Origin of the sequence: Algoriphagus sp., assembly GCF_024305035.1 — a bacterium.
In the GTDB taxonomy this organism is placed as follows: domain Bacteria; phylum Bacteroidota; class Bacteroidia; order Cytophagales; family Cyclobacteriaceae; genus Algoriphagus.
Window position 1 is genome coordinate 25,543 of sequence record NZ_JAMWZB010000030.1, and the last position, 24,846, is coordinate 50,388.

Here is a 24,846-nt window from a genome sequence, read left to right on the forward strand (position 1 = left end):
TTTTAAATGAAAAAACGGTCCAGTTTATTTACTGAACCCTAACTTTTGCACCTTGACGAAGTTTTTGTATTCCTTCCACAACAATAGTTTGTCCTGAATCCAAGCCACCGCGCACGACTACATCAGGGCCGATTACAGTTCCTAGTTGAAGGGTCTTTTGCGATACGGTGCTATCTTGGGCAAGAACATAGACGAAGTATTCTCCCATTTGCTCAGTTACGGCTTTGTATGGAATTACCAGTTGATCCCCATAATCCTGATTTAATACTTGAAGGGTGGCTGTCATTCCCGGAACGAGTATTTCCTCCGGATTTGGGAATTCTACTCGAACGTTGAGCGTGCCTGATTGCCTTCCAACTGCCCGGTCCATGGATTTTAATTTGCCGGGATAAGCATACATTGAGCGGTCTCCTAATTGTAAGGTAAATAAGGAATCCGGTAAATCTGAGGCGTTCATCAACCGGGTGAATCGGGGAATTTCCCGTTCATTAATCACAAAATCAGCCTGAATCGGACCCGATGAGGAAATGGTATTGAGCAGTGGTTGCCCAGGTGAGACTTGAGCGCCAATTCGGACTTGTGAAATTCCAATTCGTCCCGCAAAAGGGGCCTTAATTACTGAGTAATTTAAGTCGGTATCCGCAGCAGTTACTTGGGCCTCTGCTGCTTGAACCTGGGCTTCTGCTGCCAATAATTCAGCTTTTGCATTGTCCAAAACTTGCTTGGCAATCGCCTGCTTTTCATCCAAACGTTCGTAGCGCTGGACATCCTTTTGAACTCGGGCTAAGTTGGCTTTAGCCGAAGCTAAGGTGGCAGCTGCCTGATTTCGAGCTGCTTGGTATTTGCTTTGATCAATTTCGTAGAGCCGTTGCCCCCGGGTTACTTCTTGTCCATCCTGGACAAAAATACGGGTGATGTACCCGCTTACCTGAGGACGAATCTCCACCTCGTTGGTGGCTACCAAAGTTGCGGGGTAAGTGTCTGTTCCGGTTACGGGCTTTGGATTTACTTGGACTACCGTTACTGCTGCAGGAGGCATCGCCACAGGGCTGGAATTACCCGAGCCCCCACAAGAGGCGACCAATACGGTGAGAGAAATACTCCCTATAAAAGAAAAGAATTGATGCTTTTTCATATCAGATTCAAAGAGAAGAGTCAGGTGATGAAGGATTGATTTGACCTAAGGCACGCATGAGGTCTAGTTTACTGGAAAGTACACTGTAAAGTGCGTTGTAATGATTGATTTGAGCCGTGCGAAGTTCTGTTTCGGCGACAATTAGATCCACGTAGGCTTTGACACCCTCGTCATATTGGAGCTTGATGGTTTGGTAAACCTCTTTGGCAAGCTCCATATTACTTTTCAAGGTTTCCCAGTCAACGTAACTGGCTTTGTAATTGGCAAGAGCCGTTTCATACTCGGTATTGAGCTGTTTTTCAAAATCCCGCAGTCCCACCTCGGCACGAGCCTCCTGAAGTCTGGCAAGTTTGACTTCCTGGATGCGTTTCCCGCCTTGGAATAAGGGGATGGCTACTGTAATTCCCACCGAGGAGGTCGGGAATGCCTGATTGTATAGATTGGAAAACGATCTGTTGAAATACAGAAAGTTGTAATTGTAAAACCCGTTGAAATTTGGAATGTAGGCCCATCGCGCATAGTTGGTCTGGAGTTCAGTGGCCGCAAATTGTGTTTTGGCCAATTGGTATTCAACCCGGTTTTCCAAGGAAAAATCCAATCCGGAATCCAACTTTGCCCGACCTTCCATTTCGGTGTAATCGTAATCTAGGCTCAGGTCCTGATCCACAGGAAATCCAGCTATTTCTTTCAAAAAGGCATGTTTAGCCTTTAACGAAGTCTCCACTCGATTTCGGTTGCTTTTGAGATTGGCCAATGCTATCAAGGCCCGTTGAAAATCCGTCTTATCCACTAAACCTACTTCGAAACGGTTTTTGGCATCCTGGTATTGCTTTTGCTGCCGCTGAAGATTTTCATCCAAAATCCGAATCTGCTCGTAGGTCAGCAGGATATCGTAATAGGCTTTGGATACAGCTACTAGGGTGTTAATTCGATCGGTCTGCAGACTTTGACTAAGCTCTGACCGGATTAGTCCAGCCGCCTTGGAGGCAAAGAATTGATCTCGATTGAAGAGCGTTTGAGTAGCTGAAAGGTTGAGGTTACTGGCAAAAGGCTGCCCAAATGTGATTAATTGATCTCCGATGGGCTGAGTCTGCAGTTTCAGGTTATTGGTGAATTGATAGTTGGCCGTGAGCTGAGGAAGCCATCCAGAAAGGCTCGATCGAATCTGTCGCTCACCAATCTGTTGGTCCAGTTCGGACTGCCGGATCAAAGGACTATGCTTGAGTGCATATTCGACCAGCTCATTTAAGTCTAGTTCAGAGGGGATAGTATCCCGTTGCTGAGCCATCAGACCTGGGGGTAGAACCAAGCACCCTAGGCAAAATAGGTAGAGAATGTACTTCATTGTTAACTAGTTGGTTTATTAAAATAGGGCTAAAATAATTTAGGAATTCAGTGTCAAATATCCGTAAATCAGGTTTTTAAGTTTAAATCATGGGTACGAATCACTTAGCTCCTGCCGCTTGATTCCATCCCAAACCATCTGGGGGATCAAACCGAGTTCTTCTTCCATCAATTGCGTTTTGGAGTTGAAATACGTCAGGTACCGGATCTGAGAAATGATGCTACCTAAGACCATTATTGCCAGGATTTTTGGACTGAGTGGGCGCAGGACGTTCTGCTCAATTCCTTGTTGGAAAAAAAGTTCCAACCATTCCCTCCAAACATCTACAGACTGCTGAAGTTCTGCGGTATTGAAGGGGCTGCTGATAAACTGCTCCATGAAACGTTGAAAGGAAGGTTTAGCGAGGTACAATCCGGTCATATTTTTCCACAAGGCATAGAATCTGGACTGAAAAGGTAAGCGCGGATCATCCTTACTTGAAATTTCCAAATAGATTTGACTTTTCACATAGGTATAGAGTTCCTTGATCATGTCGTCTTTGGACTGAAAGTACGTGTAAACCGTCCCCGCCGCGACTCCGGCATGTTTGGCCACCATACTGACTGGTGTTCCGTGAAATCCATGATCTCGGATCAATTCCAAGGCACTTTCTAAAAGAAGTGTTTTTTTATCTTGATTAATGTCCATTCTTGGTTGTTGAATGAACGTTCAATCAGAAAAATGAAAAGAAGGTTCCCCGTGAGTTTTATTTTTCTGTTAAAAAATTATCCATTAACCCAGTTTTAAAAAACTAAAGAAATTGAATCAAAGAGGACTATCTATTCAGGTATCTTTTCAATGATCAGCGTTAGGCTTTCCACGTGGAGCTGAGGAGGATGAATTAGCTTAATTGATTATCAATGAGATAAGCCAAAAGTCATTCACTCAATAAAAGGGGGGCTGACTGGAGTTTTTATGTGCTCGGATGTTTTAAATTACTTTTTGGGAGGCTAGAATGTCGGCAAGCGCTTGCTCACTCCAACAACTGGGAAAGATAAAAAAAGGAGTTTCTTTAATTTCCTGAGCCTATGCTGTGCTGTGACTGCCTGTTTTTCCTTTGGAAAGGGTATGAATTTGAGGTGGGAAAAAAAAACACCCCCGAATATCCAGAGGTGCTTTCCCATAACCAACTTTATTTATTTTTTGATCGGATTTCAAAACTGGATTCTCCAGAGTGAGTTTGACCATATCGATCAGTTGCCTTGACCCGGATGGTATGGATTCCTTCCTCAAGATTGACCGGTACGGGGATTCTCCATAAATGCCTAGAATCCTGTGGATTGGAAGGACGCCTACCTTCGATTAACTGCTCGCTGGTATCCCATTGAAATAGGTTGACCAAATAGGAGGGGTCCGCATCCAAGACCGGGTTCATTTTTTGCCATTCCTGCTCTCCGATTTGTATCATGACCTCATCTGTGGATGAACCCATGAAGAAGTTGACATAAATGCCGGCACTGGTTCTGAGGCCCTTTTCTACTACTTTTGGAGCAAAAATTTTCAGTTGATAAGTTGCCGGTTTTCCTGCGACTTGGTATCTTATTTTGTATTGATTCCCTTCGAAATCCAAGAGTGCATATCCTTTCGGCGTCCCATCCCTCATCGTGGATTCCGGTACTCCGTTTTCGTCCATAAGACCCTTATACCAATCCCCGGAAGTAGTTCCTACATTGTAATGGTGATGGGGTTTATCCTGCAACCAACCGTCGTTTCTGTCAAAATAATCTTGTTTTTGTAAATGGGTGTGTGCCGACAGGGAGAGGGTGTGAGGAAAAGGGGCGAGCAATTCAAACAAGCGATTGCGGTCCTCATCCCTAAAGCTGTCTCCATTTCCCTCTGACAATGGAATGTGCATCGCCAAAACGATCAGTTGTTCAGGGGAAACAAATTGAAGATCATGTTCTACAAAAGCCAACTGATCGGGTCGAAAACCGCCCCAGTATCCTTTGCCGTCTCGGGGATCTGGCCAGAGAATATCATCCAATACGATAAAGTGAACCTTTCCCACATTAAAAGAATAGGTGCTTGGTCCAAAATGATCTTCGAATGTCTCGTCTGAGAACTCGTCCCGGTCCACATCATAGTTTTCATCATGGTTGCCCAGGACATTAAACCAAGGAATTCCCACTTTTCCCACAGCTTTGGAATACGGCTTAAAAAGGCTTAAATCATCGCCCACCAAATCACCCAATGCTATCCCAAAGGCAACATTCTGAATCCCCTCAACTTCTGAAACTATTCCACGATCAAAGAAATCTACTTCCTCCAGCGTGTAGGGTTGTGGGTCACCGAAAACCAAGGTGGTAAAGGAGTCAGCCTCGGGTTTCTTCCGTAATCCAAAGTTTACCTGCTTGGGTAAATCACCTGTCGGGGCACTCCCGGAATACTTGAGATGGGGGGAGCCTGAAGGTTTGTGGATGTAATAAAACTGAGGTTTATTCAAGCTGTCAAGGGGGAACTGGTATCCTGAAGGTTTAATTACAAAGATCAGTTGTCCATCCTCAACCGGAAGTTCATAATATCCTTCAGAGTCGGTCTGAACCACCTGCTGTCCGTTGGAAACCCCTACAGCAGCAATCCCTTTCTCTTTCCGGTCTTTTTTGCCGTTCTCATTGAGGTCTTCATAGACATAGCCTTGGGCTGGCTCTTGGGCAAACGCAATTCCAACTATCAGTCCTATCAGTAGGGTTAAGCCTAGTTTTTGCATTATTTCTCCCACCATACTTTTACATTGATATCATCTCCACCCATTCGGCTGACCGCCTCCTGATAGTTTGATGGATTATTCACTTGGGCGCTGACCGGATATTGAAATCGAACAGGAACCCGCTGATCATTCAGCATTCCTTCAGCTTTGGGAAGTTCCGGATAACCTGTTCTACGGTATTCGAACCATTGCTGATAATCATTGAAATAAAGTCCAATGTATTTCTGTAGGAGAATTCGCTCTAGGGTACCGTCATAAGCAGCATTGGGGTTTTCAAAGTAGTTCTCTGGAATTGCCACATCCCACTGCTCCATAGCCGCGGCAACTGCCTTTTGGTAATGGATTTCAGGATCAGCGGAAAGAATTCCTCTTTGGGCCAACTCTGCTCGGATAAATTCAATTTCCGAATACGTCAGGATCAATGAAATCATAGGAGCTTGAACCAAGGCTATGTTGTGATTACTTGGTAAAAATTCGAATTGAGCATCTGAACCGGCATAACCACTGGTAACCCCTTTGTAGCCGATCGGGGTCACCCCGTCCAACTCCCTGGCCTGAGTCATGAATTTTTCCCTTCTAGGATCCTCTAACTCATTTAAACGATCTGCGAAAAACTCCGATATGGATCGGAAGGTAGTGAAATCAATGGCTCTTCCCCAAGGAGAAATATTGGGTACGACACCTGTGATTTTTAGGATTGCAGATTCTTGACTTGTCTCAAATACAGGGTACTGCTCGGGGTTTTCTAAAATTGTGACCATCTTATCGGTGTAATTTCCACGCTTGGAAATCCGTAGCAATAATCGCAAATGAAGGGAATTGGTGAATTTTCGCCAACGGCTTACCTCATTGAAGAACAAAATATCTTCTCCAAAAACCATGGGACGGCTTTCATCATAAAGACTGTTGGCCAACTCTAGATTTGCTAATAGCTGGGTGTAAATTTCCTCCTGGGTGTCAAATTTGGCCTTGAAGACTCCTGCTTCTCCTTTACTGGCTTCCGAAAACGGGACATCTCCGAACGAGTCAGTCAATTGACTGCCTACCCAAGCTTCTAAGGTCAATGCAATGGCTTCATAATTCGGATCTTCTGCTTGAATGGATGCATGTTTCATTTCCCGAATATTGTTTAACCAACGGTAATAGGTATTCCAGGTGGAATTTCCTGCTCCCTCTGAAACATCATATCGATGCAATCCGCCTGTGGAGCTTGGGAAAGGGAGTGCCACCTGCATCACCTGAAAGGTAAAGGCATCTGCACGGTCTGTATTAAATCGGCTGATATTGTAGATAATCGGGTTTAACAGGGTGCCGGGGCTGATTTGGTCAATCCGGTTGGGATCTGTGTTGATTTCTTCAAAATCGCTGGTACAAGCGAAAGCTATCTGGATAGAAATCAAGAGAAGTAGAACTTGATATATTCGTTTCATTTTTTGAGCAGTTAGAATTTAAGGGTAAGATTTGCACCGAATGTTCGTGGTGTGGGTAGCTGTCCCATTTCTACTCCCGGAAGCAAGGTAGAGCCATTCAATGCGGCGGTCTCCGGATCGAAAATGGGGAACTTGGTCCACATCGCCAGATCACGTCCGTAAAAAGCAATAGAAGCTGCCCGGATGGAAGTTTTTGATAAAATTGATGCAGGTACATTGAATTCAGCACGGAGTTCACGGAGCTTTAGGAAGGAAGCATCAAATGAATTGGCTTCGACATTGGCTCTTCGGTAATATTCCCGGTAGTAATCGGGTAAGGAGGCCTGAGTGGTGTTTGGAGAATAGGAACCATCCTCATTTTGAACTACACCATCGCCGATGATAAAGCCATCTTCTCTCCCTCTGAGCGTATGGGTAAGTTTCCCCATTTCGGACATTTTGTGGTGAGTTTGTGAATAAACAATCCCTCCATATTGGCCGTCAAACAAAATCGAGAGGCGAAGATTTTTGTATTTAAACTCATTACGCAAGCCTCCTTTCCAATCTGCATAGGCATTTCCAATGTATTGGATTTCCTTAGGTCTAACTGGAAGTCCATTGGATCCGTAAACAATTTCTCCCTCAGGTGATCGCACAAAGCCAAATCCATAGATGTCACCGGTGGTGCCGCCTACTTTGGCGATGATAGTTGCATTGCCTCCATTGCCAATGGTTTGACTTCCTTCTACCTCATCAGGTAAGGACAATACCTTATTTCGGTTTCTAGCCCAAGTTAGGTTGGTGTTCCATTCAAAATTTCCTCTTCGGATAGGGGTTGCGTTTAGGATGACTTCCCAGCCTTTATTTTGGACCTCACCGGCATTCAGGATCGCAGAGGAAAAACCGGTTACAATATCAATGGGAACCTGAATAATTTGATTTCGGGTTTCAGAGATGTAGTAATTGACATCCAATCCTATTCGGCGGTCAAAAAAGATCAGCTCAAGCCCTGTCTCAAAACTTGAGGTGATTTCGGGCTTAAAGTTGGTATTGAACAAGGTGGTGGGAACAGAACCGGAACCCGGGAAATCACTCTGGCTGTAGTATTTTGAGGTTCGATAAGGTTCGGTGTCATTTCCGACCTGTGCACCTGAAATCCGAAGCTTTGCAAAGCTAATAGGCCTGGGAAGATTGACCATGTCAGAGATAATAAAACTACTGCTCAGAGATGGATAGAAAAAACTGTTGTTTTCTATAGGCAAAGTACTAGACCAGTCATTTCTACCAGTTAAATCCAAAAAGATTTTTTCGTCAAAATCCATAGAAACCAATCCATAGAGGGAATTGATCACTCGATTGTTGTCCCGGGTAGAGACCGTTGGATTACTTACCCCGTTGGCAAGCTTGAAAACCCCTGGGATAACCAATCCAATCACATCCGCACTGATCAATCGGTAATTCCGTTTCATTTGGTTTCCACCGATGCTGGAATTGATCGTAAATCGCTCACCAATTTTCCCTTTGTAGGTAAAAAGAAAGTCAGAATTGATTTCATAGTTGGTGATATCTTGCTCTTTGTAATAACCGCGCTGGAAGTTGGCAGAGCTGTAGGGTCTACGCTGGGCGCGTTCTTCCTGGCTCATGGTGATACCAGAGCGAAGCATTAAGTCAAAGTGCTCATTGAATTCATAATTGGCTGAAATATTTCCCAGAAAAGCATTGTTGTTGACCGAGTTGGTCATCTCGTAGGCAATCAAAAATGGATTGTCAATGAATCTGCTGAAGGGATGGACTTGGTCGATGTTCGTCTGTCCGTTCTTCCAGATCGGGCGGTACCAATCCAAGTCAATGCTGGGGTTTTGAAAAATCATAAAATAAGCAATCGACTGATTATTGTAGCCTGTAGCCGGGAGATTGTCACTTTTTTTGTTAGTGTAGTTGGCCTTGGCATTGATCCGTAGCTTTTTGGATACCTGCTGAGAGACCGAAAGTGCTGCCACAAATCGCTCAAACCCGGTATTGGGCATGATCCACTCGTTTTTGGTATGGGTAAACGATACCCGGGCAGAACCTTTATCATTCCCTCCTTCAATGGCCACATTATTGACCGCATTAAAGCCGGTTCTCCAAAACCCTTTGATGTTATCTCTGTAAGGTTGCCAAAGTTGTCGCTCCAAGGATTGCCCTTCTACGGTAGGGTCATATTGATAATAGAATTGTCCATCGAATTTAGGCCCAAATGCGGAGCTTGTTCCTCCCGTATTATTGCCATCCTCAGATGCGCCATAGGAGTAATAGAGCTCCCCATCAGCATTGAAGGCACGACCCGTACCTTGTCCATATTCATATTGATAATCGGGCCATTTTAAAATGTCATTAAAACTAATATTACTATTGACCGTAACTCCTAACCCTTTTTGGGCTCTGCTTCCACTTTTAGTTGTAACAATCAAAGCGCCATTAGCTGCACGGCTTCCGTATAATGCAGTGGCACTAGCCCCTTTTAGCACGGTGATGTTTTCAATGTCATCGGGATTGAGATCGGCTATTCCATTTCCAAAATCAACCGGAACGTCATTTCCTGATCCGGCACCATAGGCATTTCCTACCCCAGAGGAAGTTAAGCCCGAGTTCATGGGAACACCATCTACCACAATCAAAGCAAAATTACAATTCGGGTTTAAGGAGGTATTTCCACGTAGGCTGATTTGGGAGGAATTCATTGGGCCTGAACCTGCACTCAAAATATTCAAGCCGGCAACCTTCCCTCTCAGTGCATCAGACCAATTGTTGGATCGAGCTTCCAAGAGATCCTCAGATGCCACCTGCTGAGCAGCATAGCCAATGGCTTTTTCTTCACGCTTGATTCCTAAAGCGGTGACAATTACTTCCGAAAGCACGCTGCTATCCAGGGCTAATTGGACATCTAAAATGCTTTGGTTCTGAATTTGAATTTCTTGGCGCTCATAGCCTACAAATGAGAAAATTAATACATCACCTTCTTCAACCGATAGTTGATAACTTCCGTCAATTTCGGTGGTAGTGCCCCGATTTTTTCCTTGAATTAGAATATTTACTCCGGGTAGTGTCTCTCCGGTTTCCGCATCATAAACGGTACCCTTGATTTCCACTTGAGCAGGAGCTTCTTTTTCTTGGACTGATTTTTTGTTCTCGGCAATGGCAATTGTGGTATTGATCTGTTGAAAGGTTAAGCCAGTTTGACGGGCTACCTGCCGAAGGATCTCCTCCAGGTTCATGGATTTAGCTTCCAACAGGATAGGATAATCCATGGGCATCCCGCTTTGGTAGGAAAACTCAAATTCGGTTCGAGATTCGATCATACGAATCAAAGCTTCCAGTTCCATTTCTGTGTTGGAAACGGTAAGGTAAGTTTCAGACAGTTTCTGCCCATAGGAACGCTCAGCTAGTGCCAAGGTCTGCAGGCAGACCAGGATCAGGCAAATTGATAATATTCTCATCAGGAGCCATTTAATCGTGAGTAGATTTTTTTTCATACTTTTGTTTGTTCGTGTTTTTGTTTTGGTAGATGAAGATTCGGATAAGGAGGGTCTGTTGCCGCAGACCCTTTTTTTAGGGTTGACATGATTGGATATGAAGTTGGACATGATTTTCCTGAATTCGATAATCCAGCGGAATAGAGAAGCTGATCAGCTTTAGGATTTCTTCTAGACTGAGATTTTGATAGGTTCCCGTAAGCCGGCAGGAAGCGGAAGGATTTTTTTCCAATGAGATGGTGACCCCATACCAGTTTTCCAGCTTAGAGACCATTTCTGCAAGGGTTTCATTCTCAAAGCGTAAAACCCCATCTACCCAGTCAAAGGCTTGATCGTCTGCCTTATCCTCGATTTTAAGGATTGAATCGGTCCATTCCAGTCGGTTTCCCGGTTCTAATTCTTGATGGAATTTCCCCGGTAGACTGACAGAAACTTTCCCGGTTCTCACTTGGACAGCCTCAGAAAGAGAGTCTCTGGCTTGAATGAGAAAAGAGGTTCCCAGAACTTTAGTGGTGATGGAGTGGGTGTAAACCCGAAAAGGGTTTAGCGAATCCCGCTCTACTTCAAAAAATGCTTCTCCTTGGAGCTTGATGGTTCTGTTTCGGCTAAAATCGGAAGCCACCCAAATTTTAGAATCATGAAACAACTGCACTTTACTTCCGTCTGGGAGTTGGATGGTTTTGATCATCCCTTTGGTATTTTCAAAAGCCTTCCAAGTTTGGGTTTCTTCCGTTTGATCTGGATAGGATAGGATCAAAGAAAAAATTCCTCCAATACTCAATAAGAAGAAAAGGAAAACTGCGGCAAATCGGGTGATTAACCGGATTGGAAATCTTTTTCCTGAGGGTGTTTTTTTGAGTTGGGTTTGTGTTTTGATTTTTCCCCAAAGTTTCTGCTCTAAATTATCCCCTGATTCACCAAGAAGCAGGCGTAAATCCACTTGGGATTCCGATTGCCTCTTATACCATTGGTTGAATGCCTCGATTTCGTCTTGGCTAGCCTTTCCCAGAAGTACCTTGCGAATAATTGCCCGGTCAAACGTATCCATATTACCTGTTTGGTTTCAGGGATAAAGTACCGTTTGGCGCTTGGATTACCGGTTTGGTGGATTAGCAAATTGTCAAGAAACCGAGTAGAAAATTAACTTGATCTTAAAATGGAGGAGAAAAATTTAATATCGAATCAATTCGGCCAATGGAGAAATAGGAAAAACAGGGGTGAAATGTGTTTTAATTCCGACCGCAATCCTTTTAGGGCTATACTCAGCTGATTATGGACCGTTTGTGGTGCCAAATTCAAGATTTCAGCAATTTCATCCACAGTGTATCCTTCGAGTTTGTTCATTCGGAATATTTGACCAGCTCTACCGGGAAGCTTTTCGATTTCTACCTCAATTCGGGAATACAGGGACTCCAAATCCAAAAATTCTTCTTGCTGAGCGGGTTCGATGTAGTCATCTAAGGACACTTCACATCGTTGAACCGAGACCAAATTTCGCATGACCTGATATTTAACCGCAGTCAATAAATAGGCCCTCCAGTTTTTTTGAACCTGAAGTTTTTCTCTTCGTTCCCAGAGCGAGACAAAAACTTCTTGAATCAAATCCTCACATTGGGAGTGATTTTTCAATTTATAGTAGGCAGCCTGATACATCTCCCGCCAATGTGCTTTGAAAACTCGCTCAAATTGTGATTCAGTTAAAAACTGTGACATAATCCTAGACTTTGGAATAGTCAAATTTACCAACAGAAGGTGTCCTTAAATCGCTAACTTGAGTTAATTAATTATTAATTCAGGGATCAATCAATGATATGGGCCAGGAAGGTGGATTTTTTTAGCCTTTGACTTTTAACCTCGGTGAAGGATCCATACCAATGACTTGGAATAATTATTGGAGATTTTGAGCATACTCCTATGAAATTGAATTCTCCAAAAATACAAACCGAACGCAAGGTGGTGTTCAGCTTTTTTCTTGCAGCCACTTTTCTGCTAGCCGTTTCCGGACTCACCTACTATACCCTAAACCGGCTGTTGGCTTTAATGGACCAGCTTTCCCAACCTGATCAAAAACTCAGCTCGCTCAATAAACTACAAGCAGAGATTATTCAAATAACCCAAGCTGAAGGATCAGGCTCCAAGGAAGATTTTAGAGTTCAAGATTCTACCTTAAACAACTTGGAGAGCCGCTTGGATGAATTGGAATCACTTGCCTCAACCGGACATGAACGTGAAGATATTCAAGGAATCCGTTCTAATTTGCTAGCCTTAGTTACAGGTTATGAAAACCTTTATGAGGTCAAGTCCAATTTGGCCAATAGAAATTTTTCTCAAGAAGCACTACGTAAAGTTGAATTGGGAATCCGACGAAGAGCGGAGGTTTTGGAGACCCAACCCCTTCGGGAGCTCAATCTCCGGGATAGTTTGTACAATGACCTTTGGAGTACACCCAATGGCCGAGCAGATTCCTTGAACCATACCCGCAATTTGGAGAGAAGTTTTTCCCAGATTTCAAAAAAGCCCGAAATGAGACGTTTAATCGGGTATTTACAGCGAGATAGTTTATCCCCTTCAAATCACGCGGGAAGTTTGGATAGCATTTTGGTCAATATCCATGAAGTCATCGAACGGATTTATCGTGAAGAGTCCCTTCAGCGTGGGAATTTAGCCCAACTTGAAGAGGATCTTTCTATCCGGCAGGGTGAGCTGATTGCCAGGATCCAAGACCTACTGGGAGTTTTGCAAAAACGAATTTTAGAGGATTCCAAATTCCAGTACCAACAGGCGTATGGACTGGCTTTCGATGTGACTGTTTTCTTGATCATCCTTGGTGTATTTGCAGTTTTGGGAAGTGGTTTTATGGTCTATTCCATTCTTAAGGAAATCAAATTGGTCCGACGATATCAGGATGATCTTGAACTGGCCCGCCAGAAATCGGATCAACTTGCCAAATCCAAACAGGAGTTTTTAGCCAATATGAGCCATGAAATCAGGAATCCATTGCATGTCATTCAAGGCTATTGTGCAGTATTGGGGAAATCGCCACTCGGCAAGGGGCAAAAGGCTCATTTAAGAATGATTGGTTATGCCTCAGAAACCCTGATGGAGATTGTCGATGAGGTCCTGGATTTCTCCAAATTGGAAGCAGGCAAATTGAAATTGGAAATGAAGCCTTTTGATCCAGAGGAGCTCTTTGGATCCTTGATGGATTTTTTTGAACTCAAAGCTCAGGAGAAGGCTTTGGATTTCAGATGGAAATTTGATCTGCCTGAACACCATTGGCTGGTAGGCGATCCCTTACGGATTAAGCAAATCCTGAGTAATCTATTGAGCAATGCGTTCAAGTTTACCCCAAATGGATGGATTGAAGTTCGGGTAAACTGGGGAGATCATCACCTATTTGTGGAGGTGGAGGACAGTGGCATTGGGATGAGCCAAGAAGTTTTGTCCAAGGTTTTTGAAGAATTTGATCAGGCAGATTCTTCCATCTCCAGAAAATATGGGGGTACCGGCTTAGGGCTTGCGATCGTTCACCGCCTGGTCCTTCTGATGGGAGGAAGAATTCTTCCCCAAAGTGAGGAAGGAAAAGGTACCCGCATGCAAATTACAATCCCCATGGAAATGGTGGTTGCTGAATCCCCGCAGCTAACACAGCAGGATGAGCTCGTGCTCAATTTGACTGGAAAGAGAATCTTATTGGTTGATGATGACCCCATAGGCCTTCAATACCTGGCTCTTATTCTGCACTATTTTGGAGCTGAAACTATCATTTACGAAGGAGGTCTTGCCTTTAGGGATGAGTTTGAGGGGGAATCCTTTGATTTGGCAATCTTGGATATCCAAATGTCTGAAGTATCCGGATTTGATGTAGTCAAACTGCTTCAAGCGCACGCACGCTATCAGGATCAACCCATTATAGCCATGACGGCAAATGTTTTTGTCGAAGAAAAAGAAAAATTGATGCAGTGGGGCTTCAGTGATATTCTATTCAAACCTTTTCAAGAAAAAAGATTGATTGCCGTTTTGAGTAAATTTTTTCCAGAAGGTGTGAACCGGGTTTACTTACCTGCTGAGCATGTAGAACCAAGGAATGATGCGCTTTTTGATCTTGCGGACCTGAATCGCTTTTGTATGGGGGATGGAATATTATTGAGGGATATTCTCAAGGATTTAATGCAGGAGACAGCAAAAAATATGGAGCAGCTACGAAAAGCTCGCCTTTCGAATCGTTATGAACAGATTCTCGAAATTTGCCATCAGCTTGGCAGTAGGTTAGGTCAGCTTAAAGCCGAATCAGGAGACTTGGCACGAAAAATTGAAACCAGCCTCAAGCTCGGAAATAGCAAGGCAACAGGCCCTCAATTGATACTTTTGGATCAAAAAGTAAAAGAATTGCTTGTAGGACTCCAACGTTTTATTGATTCGAAGGGGATAGCTGATTCTTAATTCAGTCCGTATTTTTCCATTTTCCCATAAAGTGTTTTTCGGTCCATTTTGAGGATTCGCGCAGTTTTGGATTTGTTAAATTGGGTCTCTTTAAGAACTTTCTCAATGAGGTCTTTTTCTTGTTCCTGCCAATGATCTTTGTAATTTTTAAGGGATGATAAATCCTGCGATGATTCCAATGACTGATTGGTTGTCAAAGGTGAGGGATCGGCAATTTCAGCATTAATCAAGTCTACCGGAAGCGCGTCTAATTCAACAAGTTCTCCAGTAGTAAGTAATACTGCACGTTTGATGATGTTTTTCAATTCTCGCAAGTTACCAGGCCATGGATAGCTTAGGAAAACCTCCCAAACCCCTGAACTAAACCCTTTTACTGATTTATTCAAGCGCTGATTAGCTTGAGTCAAAAAGTGATCGGCAAATAAGTTTAAGTCTTCTTTTCGTCTTCTCAAAGGGATGGCGTGAAGGGAAAATTCATTGAGTCGATGGTAAAGATCTTCTCTAAAATGTCCTTCACCTGATTGTTGAAGAAGATTTTCATTGGTAGCAGCGATGATTCTCACATCTACTTCAATCTCTTTATTTCCACCAATTTTTCGAATGGTTCGTTCTTGGATTGCTCTCAATAACTGAACTTGAACTTCATAACCCAAATTACCTATCTCATCGAGAAAAATAGTTCCGCCGCGAGCCGATTCAAAATGTCCTGTTTTATTTTCCAGGGCTCCGGTGAACGCACCCTTGACATGCCCGAAAAGTTCACTTCCGGCTAGTTCACGAGGCAATGCCCCGCAGTCAATGGCAATAAAAGGACCGTTTTTTCGCTCGGAGAGCTCGTGAATCCGCTGTGAAATAAATTCCTTTCCAGTACCAGTCTCTCCTAAAACCAATACGCTTAGATCCGTTGGAGCCACCAATTGGAGGTGTTTTTCAAGTACTTCGGCCTCATCAGAATTTCCCACTACATAGGTTGGGGTTGGATTTTGAGGTTGGGAATTTGCAGGGGGTTGAACTGTTGGCTGATCTGGGGCAGTGGCTGCCTTGGATTTTAAAGCCAAGGATTCCTGTACCGTGGCCAAAAGGTCATCTGGATTAATCGGCTTGGTAATGTATTCGAATGCCCCCAATTTCATGGCTTTAATGGCAATTCTGATGTCAGAATAATGGGTGATCAAAATCACCTGGGTGTCGGGATGTTCTTTCTTGGACCACTGAAGCAATTCTATCCCAGTTCCGTCGGGCAGCCTAAAATCGGCTATTAGTAAATCAAACCTTTGCGAGGCCAATAGATTTTTAGCCTCTTTCAGCTTGGTCGTACTTTTTAACTCATATCCGTTTTTCTCCAAAAAGGTCTTGACAATTCTCGAAAAAGTAAGATCATCCTCGACTAATAAAATCTTTTTCATACTTCGGGTTAATTGTCATTGTAAAAACAAAAAAAGCACCAGATTCGTATCTGGTGCTTTTAAAAAGTGAAAAAGCTACTTATTCTTTGATTTCATTCCCCTGTTCATCATATTTTTTGGAGAATTTTTCCTCGGTCCCGTTATCAAAAACGACTTCAAACAGCGTTTTTCCTTCCGGGGTGTTCCATTTCCAAGCTTCAAGAATCGAAAGTTGATTGATTGTTTCATCATTGCTGATGGTCGTTTTGACCGGGTCAGGCAGATCATCGGCTTCGATTTTTACTTTTCCTTCCTGCTGTTCTAGGGAAATAGTATTCGGATTCAAGGAAGTAGCTGGATTGGCAAGGGCCATTCCTGATACAAACATTGCGGCAATTAACATGGACGTTTTCATTGTTTTGTTGGTTTAGGTTATGGTAAAATTTCAGTGTGAAAGGGGTCCGGATCCCAAAACCACAGCTTGTCTGCGGTTATGGATTAGTTTACCATTGCTGTGCCAAAGGCCCTATTTGGGCTTAGAGCAGGTTTGCGGGCTTTTTCAGTGGGGAGTTGCTGTGGAAAAATTCATCAAAATGGCCTTAAAAATTCTTAATTAAGCAGGTTTTAAAGGTTTCCTTACCAAAAAAGGGTAACCTATTTCTTGATTTTTTCCTCAAGAAATTTAAGGAAAAATCAAGGGTTCAGTGGGATTCTGTTTAAGAAATAAAAAAACTTACCCCCTTTAATTAGAGGGTAAGGAATGAATGGTCTTTAGTCAACAGATGCCGAAAAGGTGCCCTGGCTTATTTGAATATTTCCGTCACCTTCATTAAAACTACCAGCTGAAAACTCAAATGTTCCTGCCAGTTGGTTATTGGAACTGCTGGTGATGGTGAGCGTACCATCCACATTTCGTGCTCCATATTCTTTCCCAGATTGGGTATCGGTATATACGACCCAAAAACCATCTACATTGAGCACATCAGCCACAGTTCCGATAGGATAGGTGCCTGGTGCTGGATTGGAGAGGTCTTGGTCTGCAAAACTCTTATAGAAGGAGAGACTAAACGTTTGATCATCAAAGGAGGTCCCGTCATTGCTTGAGATTACATAAGAATTACTTCCTTCGACTACCACCACATAAGATGAACCGGTTTTCTCACCGGAAATAGCCCCGCTGACCTCAAAGGATATCTGATCAGAGGAGATTGGATTGGTGTCTTCCTGATCCTTGCAGGAGCTAAAGGTGATCAGAATTGCTAGAATAATGGGGGTTATGAGCTTATTCATACTAGTTTGATTTGATGTGATCATTTAAGTGTTGGATCATTTGGACCCTGTTGGAAAGTAAGGAGTTCGCGGTATTTCCTTCAGACTATTCTCTTTTCTTGTAGCTTACATACATCCTGTTTTCAGAATCAGGTCGAACCTGAATCCCTACTTTCATTTGCCCATCTTCAATACTGAGGATATGCCATTGTACGGATCGTTCTCCTTTGGTGAGTGTAAGGGTATTTTCTTCCAGTTTCCAGGAAAATTCATTTTCTACCGGGCTACAATCTTCTTTGTATTTGACGTCTTTGGCGGTGAATTCTTCCGTGAATTGGGTATGATCTTTTCCGCAGTCCGGAGCGGAGTGTTTGTGGGGCAAAACAAAACCTTCGCCATTATCTCCCAGGATGGTGCCTTCCACTTCCCACACTCCGAAAATGGATTCTTCAGAAATGCGTTGGGCAAGAGAAAAAGAGCTCCAGGCCACTAAACCCAGACAAATCAGAAATGCGGATAGGATAGTTCTAGTTTTCATTTTATGGTTTTTAGGGTAAATCAATAGTTTGAGTCCTGAGGATGTCCTGTGGACATCCTCAGGAGGATAATTTAATTTTCGCAGTATTCTTGGCCTACCGTATCAAATGCAAGATTTGAGGTGGTTAGATGATCGAATGAGTCCGAACCGGTACCATAGAATGCACAGTTGGGAAGATTTCTGAAAATGGTATTGTCGATACTGAGTCTTGGACGGGCATGAAGGTAGATGGCTCCGGTGTTGGTTTGATTTCCGGCAAAGAAATCCCCTCTTGCATTCTCAATAATAGCATGAGAGATTTGGTTGTCTTCTTGGGTAAAACCAAACTGAATCCCACCCCAATTGGTCCCGTTGGCGGCGGCCAATAAGACTTGTTCTGTGGAGGTACCCAATATCTTCAAACTCAGATCTGCTCCTCCGTCAGTGGAACCGTCATAGGGTTGGATATAGGCTTCTGGCTCAAAATAAAATTCACTACCAGCCTCTAGGGTCAGGTTTCCGCCATCTTTGATGTGAATTCTACTATCCACCAAATAGGGTACATTTAAATCTGCCCAGGTGACCGTAGAATTGATTTCATAATGGTCCTCGACGATGTTGATAAAATCAGACCCATTTCCTTCGAAAGAAGATGATGCATCAAAAATGTGAGCCATATTGGCCGATACCTTCACTGGAAAACCGTTATTTTCTGTAATGGTAACCTGGGAAACAGAGACCGAGGCATTGGTTTCGAGTCCGCTAAAATCAAGTCCATGATTTCCACTTTGGCGAATCTCGACATTAGTCAAGGTCAATGCCTGAGGAGGGGTGCCGGAAACACCGCGAAGAGCCAACGCCCCTTCATAAATAGGGGAGGTTTCTTTTAAAGGCTGTGAACCTGCATATTCAATGACAGCATGTTCGATGATATTGTTGGCATTGTGTGCTTCAGTAAAGTAAATGCCTCTCCAAAATCCATTTTGAGCCCTGGTTCCAGTGAAAATGACCGGTTCTGTTTCGGTTCCGATGACTTCAAATAATTGATTGTCCAAGTCCACCCGCATTCCTGCATGGTTCTCAAAGGCAATGACTACCCCCGCTTCAATGCGAAGACTGCCTTGAACGTTGGTATAGCAACTGATTACATAGTCTATAGGCCTTCGAGGATCATTTTCCAGGATCCGATTTTCCGAGAAGTAATTACAGTCCAGCGCAATCGGAGGCAGTTCTTCTTCTACGGGTTCACTATCCTCATCCCGGTCACAGGAAAAGAGAATTACTGAAAAGCAGGAGATTAGGAAAAGGAATTGAGGGAGTTTAAAATAGTTTGTCATCTTAAAGGGGTATTGATTTGAATTTTTTGATTGAATGATTTCAGGACCAGATACTGGTTGTGTATAGAATTAGGCTATAGGGTATATTTGATCCCTGCACCGATGACCAGTTGTCCACCTTGGATTAGGACATATTTGAGTTCGCCAAAAGGAATGAGATTGCCACCGGTTTCAATGTTGATTCCTCCTCCGAGGTTGAGGCCGAGACGTCCTTCAGAGGCTTTATAGCTGCCCATACCCAATCCTCCATCGGTTGAAGCCGAGATGCTGCTGTAATTGATACCGCCTAAAGCATAGACACTCATTTTTTCATCAGAAATGAAGTAGTAATTGGCATTGGCGTTTACTTCCAGCCAATTGACTGAAATCCCAAACTCTTTTTGAGGTAAATAATAAATAATAGACGGAGCGATGGTCAGGTTCTCCATGGCTGGAAACTCAGCATTGAGGCCGATTCCTAGACTTTCGATTTCTGAGCCATAGGCTAAAAGTGCTCCCACTCTGGTTTGGTCTTGAGCCTGAAGGCTGAAAAAGCAGCCCATTACAAATAAGAGTGTAAAAGTAAATTTCTTCATGAGTTTTTAATTTTGGTTGAACATTTACCTATTCATACCTCCTAAAGGCAGAAGTAAACATGGGGATTGAAAAAAAATACCAATGGAATCCAGTTCACTAATAAATTGTTGTATCCATACACTAATCCGTGGCTTAAATGGTGATGATTCAAAAAATAAAAAATCGTTTAGTTTTGTGGATGTTTACTTTTTGCCAAAAAGAGATTAATGATTAAAGACCAGTATTTAGTGGATAAACTAAAGCGGGGAGACTTGAAGGCGTTGGATGAGGTTTATCTTACTTATAAAGGAGAGTTTTGCTTGTTTGCCGGGAAATTTGGCCTATCAGCTGAGGATTCTCTGGATTTGTACCAGGAGACGATGCTCAGTTTTTATGATAATGTGCATCAAAATAAGCTGACTCAATTGACCAGTACGCTTAAAACGTACCTGTTTGCCATTGGGAAGTTTAAAATCTACAAACACCTGGACAAAGCCAAGCGATTTGAGGCTGAAGAAAAGTTGATATATATTTCTGAGGAATTGAGGCTTTTTGAAGTGGACATTCAAGAGGAGCGGCAGCAGGATTTGGAAAAAGCCTTTCAGCGTCTGGGTGCGAAATGTCGGGAAATTTTAAACCTGTTCTATTATGAAGGGATGGGATTAGATGAAATTCTGCATGCCTTAAATTACACCTCTAAGGATGTGTTGAAAAGCCAAAAGTCACGGTGTCTGAAGCAGCTTAAAGAATTTGTCAAAAAAGATCATGAATAAAGAGGGGTTAGTGGAAAAATATTTTAGCGGGCAATTGACTCAGGACGAATTCCAAGACCTGCAAAAACTGCTGAATTCTGATGAAGATTTTAGCAGGGAGTTCTTTGCCGAGGTAGAAATTAGCCAGACCATCGCAACCAAAAATCATCAGCCGCTAAAAGAGCGATTTCGAAAACTGGATCAGGATCGTTCGAGTAAAACCCGGTGGATTACGTATGCCGCCGTATTGATTGGTCTTTTGGTTTTGTCATTCCTGTTTTATCAAAATCGAATGGGTGAACAGGACTTATATTCCGCCTATTTTGAACCCTATCCCGATGTAATAAATCTCAGCAATCGAAGTGAGGATGGCGCCCAGAATTCAGCGAGTCAAGCGTTTCTTTATTACAATGCGGGGGATTTTGAACAGGCAGCAAAAGCCTTTCAAAAGCACCTGGAATCCAATCGTTCAGCTAGTTTGAATTTTTACTACGGCATGAGTCTTTTGGCTAACGGAGATGCTGAACAGGCAATTGAGGTTTTTCAGAATTACTCTTGGAAGGAAAGTAAAAGTGATTTCACAGAAGTGGTCCATTGGTATTTGGGTTTGGCCTATCTAAAAATTAAGGATACTGCTTCAAGCCGGCTTTATTTGGAGCAGGTCGCCCAAAGTGATCATCCCTTAAAAGAAAGGGCAACACAACTTCTTGAAGAATTAGATTGATAGCCCCCTTTTTTTAAACTGAATAATTGCAAACCCGGTAATTAAAATCAATAGAATGATCAGATACCAATGAAATGGCAAAGCCTGGGATTGAATTGGTGAGGTGTCTCCATTAATCACAAATCCTGCCCAGTAATAAGGATGGGATTTTAGAGGGTTTTTTTGTAAAAAATCTTTTTTTGCATCGGCCAAAGCAGTCGCCTTGTCTTTTCCACGTTGCAGATGATTGTAGAAATCGATCATGATTTCTGAAGTCTCCTGATCGGGTACTTCCCAAAGGCTATACACACTGGATCTTACCCCAGAGTAAGTCAGGGCTCTTGAGAGACTCAGTAATCCTTCTCCGGCTGCCAATTTTCCGATTCCTGTATTGCAAGCACTCAAAACCACAAGTTCTGCCGGGAACGAAAGACTATACAGCGAGGAAAAATCAAGGTATTCATTGTTTTGGAATACCAAGCCAGACTGCTCGGGATCCTGTTCATCCAACACCGCATGCATGGCCAAATGGTAAATCTGATAAGATGTCGTCAATTCGACAAAATTGGCAATGCTGGCTTCTTGGTCAAGGTACAGGTCTCCTTGGATTGACTTTCCTATGGAAGTTGCTTCGGCAGTAGCTCCTGCGATATCTTGAAAACGATTGGCTCTTGGGCTAGTCTTGGTTTGATCCGTAGTTGGGTAGCGAGGAGCATATGCCGCCAATAGCTTTTTGTCAGAATCCGTTTTGGGCTTACTGTTTTTAATGAGTAACCACAACGCGAGCGAATTGGCATATTGAATGGTATGGGACTGGATGAACAGGTTTTGATCGGTTTGCAACACCTCAAAAGGAAGGTAATGAAGGAAGTCATCCGGAATGATAGTCACAGATTTATACTTTTTGAGTTCCTCGGAGAAAGGGCTGATTAATTGTGCCGATAGTGCAGGGGAGTTGCTATTTGGGTTTTTCTTTGGATTTTGGACTAATCGGTAGTAGGCTTCGAGGTTTTTTCGAATGGAGTCAGTTTGGCCTAGTTCAACTAGCCCGATGGATGAGTTAGAAATACTAAGGGCGTAGCTTTGGTCTAAACCTATAAAATATTTTAGGATCAGTTGATCCGAATCGAGCTGATCCTGAATTTGTTGCAAACCTATTTTTTGTTGATAAAATGAGAAATATAGGGGCGCTTCTTCAGCAATTTTTTGGTCGATTTGCCCAAGAGAGTCTTGGAGCAATTGGATGGAAGAGGAGTCTTGATCCTCCAGCGTATTTAATTTGAGTTCTAAAAGGTTTCGTTGAGCTAGGGTTTGTTCTGTCACGTTGAGAAATTGAAGATGTTTTCGTTCAAATTCATTGCGGAGAACTTGGGAATTATTTTCTTCAATCAATGAAATCAATTCCGAAGAGAGAGGCTTATTCAACCATCGGTGGGTACGGTAAATTCCTTCAGTAATACTTTTGTTGAGCTGATTAAGCTGCGGGTTATATTCTCCGTTTTGATAATACAAGGAAAAGACTTGAGCACTCAATTCGAACAAATGGTTGGCATTTTCCAGATTTGTTAAGTCTTTCGAAAGATGGTATTGGATTTGATAAAATTCAGCAGCATCTCGAAGGGCTGTGATGAAATAAGAGCTGTGCTGTTTCTCGAAAGTGTCTCGGGTAAGTGCTTTTGGGGCAAGAAGCGGTTCACCCCCTATTAAGGAAAGTGCTTCAGTTATGGATTGATTAGCAGGTTGAACGAGCCCCTCTTCTGCTTGAAGGGTGGCCAACTTGATTAGGATATTCACTTCATTGACCGTGCCGATTTCAGTTTCATTTCGGGAACTCATGGCTTTTTGCAAATGGGAAATCGCGACCGAATTTTCATCTTTGTTGACCGCAATTTTGGCTAATTTTGTATAGGTAAGCATACGAAAATAGGGCTGCTTAAATCTTTGGGAAAGGACCAAAGCCTCAGAGAGGTATTGTTCAGCTTGATTTAGCAGGTCTTGGCTAATAAAATGGTCTCCAATCTCGATCAGTGCAGCCAGGTAATGGTCACTGAAAACTTGTTTTTGATCCAGGGGGAGGTTTTGAAACAGACGGTCAAAATCCTGAATTTCCTGTTGAGCTTTGTCGTTTTGATGGGTAAATGTGAAGTAAATAATTTTTAGTCTATGTTCATTTGCCTGGATTGAAGTCGGATGGTTTTTAGCTGCAAGTTTGGTGATGGATTTAAACGAGTCTTCCGCTTTTTTTTTGTCACCATATTCAATGTAGAGCTTCATCAAGTTGCCGTAGAGCGTGTAGAGGTAGCTAGGATTGATTGTAGAATCTTGTTCCCAATGAAATTTAGCTTGTTCCAAACTTCTCAATCGCTCGCTAAAAAATTCCACACGACGGTAAACTGTTCCTAAATTATGATAAGCCAGGCCCAAGTCAAAATGCATGTTTTCCTCCATCTCCTTATACCTTGAAATGGATTGAAGATAAAGTTCAATGGCCTCTCCATTTTTTTCAAGCTGGTCATTGATATAGCCTAAATCATAAATGTAATCAGCTTGGACTCGTTGATCAATGCTTTCATCAAAAAATGGGAGCCCCTTTTTTCCGATGGACAATGCCTGCTCCCAATCACCTGAGTAGGCCAGGGAATGGTACAGGGCATTGTAAATATCAATTTTATAGCTGCTTTCAATTGACATGCCTTTAGCTTCAATTAGAGCAAGGGCTTTTTGGTAGGATAGTACAGCTTGAGAATAGCTTCCTTCTTGGTCTAGAAGTTTTCCCTGGCAAAAATTCAGTTTGCTTTTATAAAGACTTGTATTGGAATCATTTAAAGGGACTAACTGGAGGACTTCTTTCCATTTTCTAGCGGCTAAATCAAACGATTTAGTCAGGTAAAGACTATCGGCTTCTTGGATTATCGGCAAAATCTCGTTTTGCTGAGCGCTTATTTTTGCCGAAATGAGGAGTGCAAAAATGAGTGATAATATCTTCATGGAGCTTAAAATATGAATCAGGTAAATTCAAATTTACTAATTTATTGAAAAATTAGTTTATTTCCCGGAGTATAGTTCCCCTTCCCTGTTTATAAGTGATTGATTTGTAGGCTAAAGTGAAGGGGATGTTTTCTTGATCTTTTTTCGGTCCCTATAAACTAATTCGAAAAAGTATCTGAAATAAGCTCCTTTTCCATCCTTATATTAAAGGGGGACTGGTCCTAGGGAATAATCCTGCAGCCGGCCTGATTTCTTAGCAGAACCGAAATTAGCGGATTTTTATAGCATTCAGAAGTTTAAATTGAGTAAACTTCACTGATTTGCAGAACCGGGATCTCTGGTAAGGGTTACTTGTATAAAGAGGGTTTCTAATTTGAAGGGATTTCCCTGTTTTGATAGGAAGTTTTAGGATCGTCCGAGTTTGGTGTATCCCCGATTCCTTACGAAAAATTAAATTCAATTTCTAGGAGCTACTTGCCTTTAGTCAATATGGGATATATTATACTATAATATACTGGTAATGTGGCATATAGAATAATTACTTGAATGTTGGAAATAAATTATATTTTAAAATTTAGCTTGTTATGTAATTCATTTTCAACGGTTTGAAGATTGATTTTGTGTTGGTAAAATAAATTATAATTAATATACGTGTTTCCACGTATTGTAATATTATTTTAGATCTCGTTATTTTGGTATTTGATAGTGGTAGCGTTTAGTTTATAATCCATTTAAGTAATTTATTTA

At 42.5% G+C, this 24,846-nt stretch carries 18 protein-coding genes; 3 read left to right on the forward strand and 15 right to left on the reverse strand.

The genetic code is table 11. The annotated features are described in order from the left end of the window. Window positions 1–28: 28 nt before the first annotated feature. The 8 genes from Q0L00_RS15930 to Q0L00_RS15965 form a co-directional block, all read right to left on the reverse strand. A complete protein-coding gene (locus Q0L00_RS15930; protein ID WP_297337880.1) occupies window positions 29–1,135 on the reverse strand; it encodes an efflux RND transporter periplasmic adaptor subunit in 1,107 nt (368 codons plus the stop codon). Between the two features lie 7 nt (window positions 1,136–1,142). Next, window positions 1,143–2,480 (reverse strand): TolC family protein, encoded by a 1,338-nt coding sequence (locus Q0L00_RS15935; protein WP_297337881.1) that lies wholly within the window; start codon window positions 2,478–2,480, stop codon window positions 1,143–1,145. Window positions 2,481–2,567: 87 nt separating this feature from the next. Further along, on the reverse strand, window positions 2,568–3,167 hold the full coding sequence (locus Q0L00_RS15940) for a TetR/AcrR family transcriptional regulator (protein ID WP_297337882.1): 600 nt from the start codon (window positions 3,165–3,167) through the stop codon (window positions 2,568–2,570). A 484-nt stretch (window positions 3,168–3,651) separates the two neighbouring features. Beyond that, the gene (locus tag Q0L00_RS15945) at window positions 3,652–5,241 is read right to left on the reverse strand and encodes a calcineurin-like phosphoesterase family protein (protein WP_363318556.1); all 1,590 of its coding nucleotides are present in this window, start codon (window positions 5,239–5,241) and stop codon (window positions 3,652–3,654) included. Further along, complete coding sequence (locus tag Q0L00_RS15950) at window positions 5,226–6,656, reverse strand: SusD/RagB family nutrient-binding outer membrane lipoprotein (protein ID WP_297337883.1); 1,431 nt, start codon at window positions 6,654–6,656, stop codon at window positions 5,226–5,228. The genes Q0L00_RS15945 and Q0L00_RS15950 overlap by 16 nt, the downstream gene beginning before the upstream one ends. Before the next feature lie 11 nt (window positions 6,657–6,667). Further along, window positions 6,668–10,114: a SusC/RagA family TonB-linked outer membrane protein gene (locus Q0L00_RS15955; RefSeq protein ID WP_297337884.1), complete on the reverse strand. Its 3,447-nt coding sequence runs from the start codon at window positions 10,112–10,114 to the stop codon at window positions 6,668–6,670. Between the two features lie 112 nt (window positions 10,115–10,226). Beyond that, window positions 10,227–11,198 carry a FecR domain-containing protein gene (locus Q0L00_RS15960; RefSeq protein ID WP_297337885.1) on the reverse strand — a complete coding sequence of 324 codons (972 nt, stop codon included), beginning with the start codon at window positions 11,196–11,198 and terminating at the stop codon, window positions 10,227–10,229. 134 nt (window positions 11,199–11,332) lie between these two features. Beyond that, complete coding sequence (locus tag Q0L00_RS15965; RefSeq protein WP_297337886.1) at window positions 11,333–11,863, reverse strand: sigma-70 family RNA polymerase sigma factor; 531 nt, start codon at window positions 11,861–11,863, stop codon at window positions 11,333–11,335. A 201-nt stretch (window positions 11,864–12,064) separates the two neighbouring features. Here Q0L00_RS15965 and Q0L00_RS15970 point away from each other — a divergent pair, with 201 nt between their 5' ends. After that, window positions 12,065–14,593 carry an ATP-binding protein gene (locus tag Q0L00_RS15970; protein WP_297337887.1) on the forward strand — a complete coding sequence of 843 codons (2,529 nt, stop codon included), beginning with the start codon at window positions 12,065–12,067 and terminating at the stop codon, window positions 14,591–14,593. Here Q0L00_RS15970 and Q0L00_RS15975 read toward each other — a convergent pair. The 6 genes from Q0L00_RS15975 to Q0L00_RS16000 all read right to left on the reverse strand — a co-directional run bounded on the left by Q0L00_RS15975 (window position 14,590) and on the right by Q0L00_RS16000 (window position 19,676). Continuing rightward, window positions 14,590–15,999, reverse strand: a complete 1,410-nt coding sequence (locus tag Q0L00_RS15975) for a sigma-54 dependent transcriptional regulator (protein ID WP_297337888.1) — start codon at window positions 15,997–15,999, stop codon at window positions 14,590–14,592. The two genes, Q0L00_RS15970 and Q0L00_RS15975, sit on opposite strands and share 4 nt — an antisense overlap. A gap of 79 nt (window positions 16,000–16,078) precedes the next feature. Next, complete coding sequence (locus tag Q0L00_RS15980; RefSeq protein WP_297337889.1) at window positions 16,079–16,393, reverse strand: hypothetical protein; 315 nt, start codon at window positions 16,391–16,393, stop codon at window positions 16,079–16,081. Window positions 16,394–16,749: 356 nt separating this feature from the next. After that, on the reverse strand, window positions 16,750–17,268 hold the full coding sequence (locus tag Q0L00_RS15985; RefSeq protein ID WP_297337890.1) for a hypothetical protein: 519 nt from the start codon (window positions 17,266–17,268) through the stop codon (window positions 16,750–16,752). 85 nt (window positions 17,269–17,353) lie between these two features. Then, the gene (locus tag Q0L00_RS15990; protein WP_297337891.1) at window positions 17,354–17,785 is read right to left on the reverse strand and encodes a lipocalin family protein; all 432 of its coding nucleotides are present in this window, start codon (window positions 17,783–17,785) and stop codon (window positions 17,354–17,356) included. A gap of 71 nt (window positions 17,786–17,856) precedes the next feature. Then, window positions 17,857–19,101 carry a hypothetical protein gene (locus tag Q0L00_RS15995; protein ID WP_297337892.1) on the reverse strand — a complete coding sequence of 415 codons (1,245 nt, stop codon included), beginning with the start codon at window positions 19,099–19,101 and terminating at the stop codon, window positions 17,857–17,859. 74 nt (window positions 19,102–19,175) lie between these two features. Then, window positions 19,176–19,676, reverse strand: coding sequence for a hypothetical protein (locus Q0L00_RS16000; protein WP_297337893.1), 501 nt, complete (start codon window positions 19,674–19,676; stop codon window positions 19,176–19,178). 207 nt (window positions 19,677–19,883) lie between these two features. Between Q0L00_RS16000 and Q0L00_RS16005 the strand changes: the two genes are divergently transcribed. Both Q0L00_RS16005 and Q0L00_RS16010 read left to right on the forward strand, forming a co-directional pair. Next, a complete protein-coding gene (locus Q0L00_RS16005; protein ID WP_297337894.1) occupies window positions 19,884–20,429 on the forward strand; it encodes a sigma-70 family RNA polymerase sigma factor in 546 nt (181 codons plus the stop codon). Then, on the forward strand, window positions 20,422–21,132 hold the full coding sequence (locus Q0L00_RS16010; protein WP_297337895.1) for a tetratricopeptide repeat protein: 711 nt from the start codon (window positions 20,422–20,424) through the stop codon (window positions 21,130–21,132). The genes Q0L00_RS16005 and Q0L00_RS16010 overlap by 8 nt, the downstream gene beginning before the upstream one ends. On the opposite strand, the gene Q0L00_RS16015 is transcribed toward Q0L00_RS16010, so the two are convergent. Then, on the reverse strand, window positions 21,124–24,099 hold the full coding sequence (locus Q0L00_RS16015) for a CHAT domain-containing protein (RefSeq protein WP_297337896.1): 2,976 nt from the start codon (window positions 24,097–24,099) through the stop codon (window positions 21,124–21,126). The two genes, Q0L00_RS16010 and Q0L00_RS16015, sit on opposite strands and share 9 nt — an antisense overlap. Window positions 24,100–24,846: the final 747 nt, after the last annotated feature.

Bases quoted from the DNA above. Each gene is read 5' to 3' on its own strand.
- Q0L00_RS15930 (WP_297337880.1), bottom strand. From the start codon at position 1,135: ATGAAAAAGCATCAATTCTTTTCTTTTATAGGGAGTATTTCTCTCACC.
- Q0L00_RS15935 (WP_297337881.1), bottom strand. From the start codon at position 2,480: ATGAAGTACATTCTCTACCTATTTTGCCTAGGGTGCTTGGTTCTACCC.
- Q0L00_RS15940 (WP_297337882.1), bottom strand. From the start codon at position 3,167: ATGGACATTAATCAAGATAAAAAAACACTTCTTTTAGAAAGTGCCTTG.
- Q0L00_RS15945 (WP_363318556.1), bottom strand. From the start codon at position 5,241: ATGGTGGGAGAAATAATGCAAAAACTAGGCTTAACCCTACTGATAGGA.
- Q0L00_RS15950 (WP_297337883.1), bottom strand. From the start codon at position 6,656: ATGAAACGAATATATCAAGTTCTACTTCTCTTGATTTCTATCCAGATA.
- Q0L00_RS15955 (WP_297337884.1), bottom strand. From the start codon at position 10,114: ATGAGAATATTATCAATTTGCCTGATCCTGGTCTGCCTGCAGACCTTG.
- Q0L00_RS15960 (WP_297337885.1), bottom strand. From the start codon at position 11,198: ATGGATACGTTTGACCGGGCAATTATTCGCAAGGTACTTCTGGGAAAG.
- Q0L00_RS15965 (WP_297337886.1), bottom strand. From the start codon at position 11,863: ATGTCACAGTTTTTAACTGAATCACAATTTGAGCGAGTTTTCAAAGCA.
- Q0L00_RS15970 (WP_297337887.1), top strand. From the start codon at position 12,065: ATGAAATTGAATTCTCCAAAAATACAAACCGAACGCAAGGTGGTGTTC.
- Q0L00_RS15975 (WP_297337888.1), bottom strand. From the start codon at position 15,999: ATGAAAAAGATTTTATTAGTCGAGGATGATCTTACTTTTTCGAGAATT.
- Q0L00_RS15980 (WP_297337889.1), bottom strand. From the start codon at position 16,393: ATGAAAACGTCCATGTTAATTGCCGCAATGTTTGTATCAGGAATGGCC.
- Q0L00_RS15985 (WP_297337890.1), bottom strand. From the start codon at position 17,268: ATGAATAAGCTCATAACCCCCATTATTCTAGCAATTCTGATCACCTTT.
- Q0L00_RS15990 (WP_297337891.1), bottom strand. From the start codon at position 17,785: ATGAAAACTAGAACTATCCTATCCGCATTTCTGATTTGTCTGGGTTTA.
- Q0L00_RS15995 (WP_297337892.1), bottom strand. From the start codon at position 19,101: ATGACAAACTATTTTAAACTCCCTCAATTCCTTTTCCTAATCTCCTGC.
- Q0L00_RS16000 (WP_297337893.1), bottom strand. From the start codon at position 19,676: ATGAAGAAATTTACTTTTACACTCTTATTTGTAATGGGCTGCTTTTTC.
- Q0L00_RS16005 (WP_297337894.1), top strand. From the start codon at position 19,884: ATGATTAAAGACCAGTATTTAGTGGATAAACTAAAGCGGGGAGACTTG.
- Q0L00_RS16010 (WP_297337895.1), top strand. From the start codon at position 20,422: ATGAATAAAGAGGGGTTAGTGGAAAAATATTTTAGCGGGCAATTGACT.
- Q0L00_RS16015 (WP_297337896.1), bottom strand. From the start codon at position 24,099: ATGAAGATATTATCACTCATTTTTGCACTCCTCATTTCGGCAAAAATA.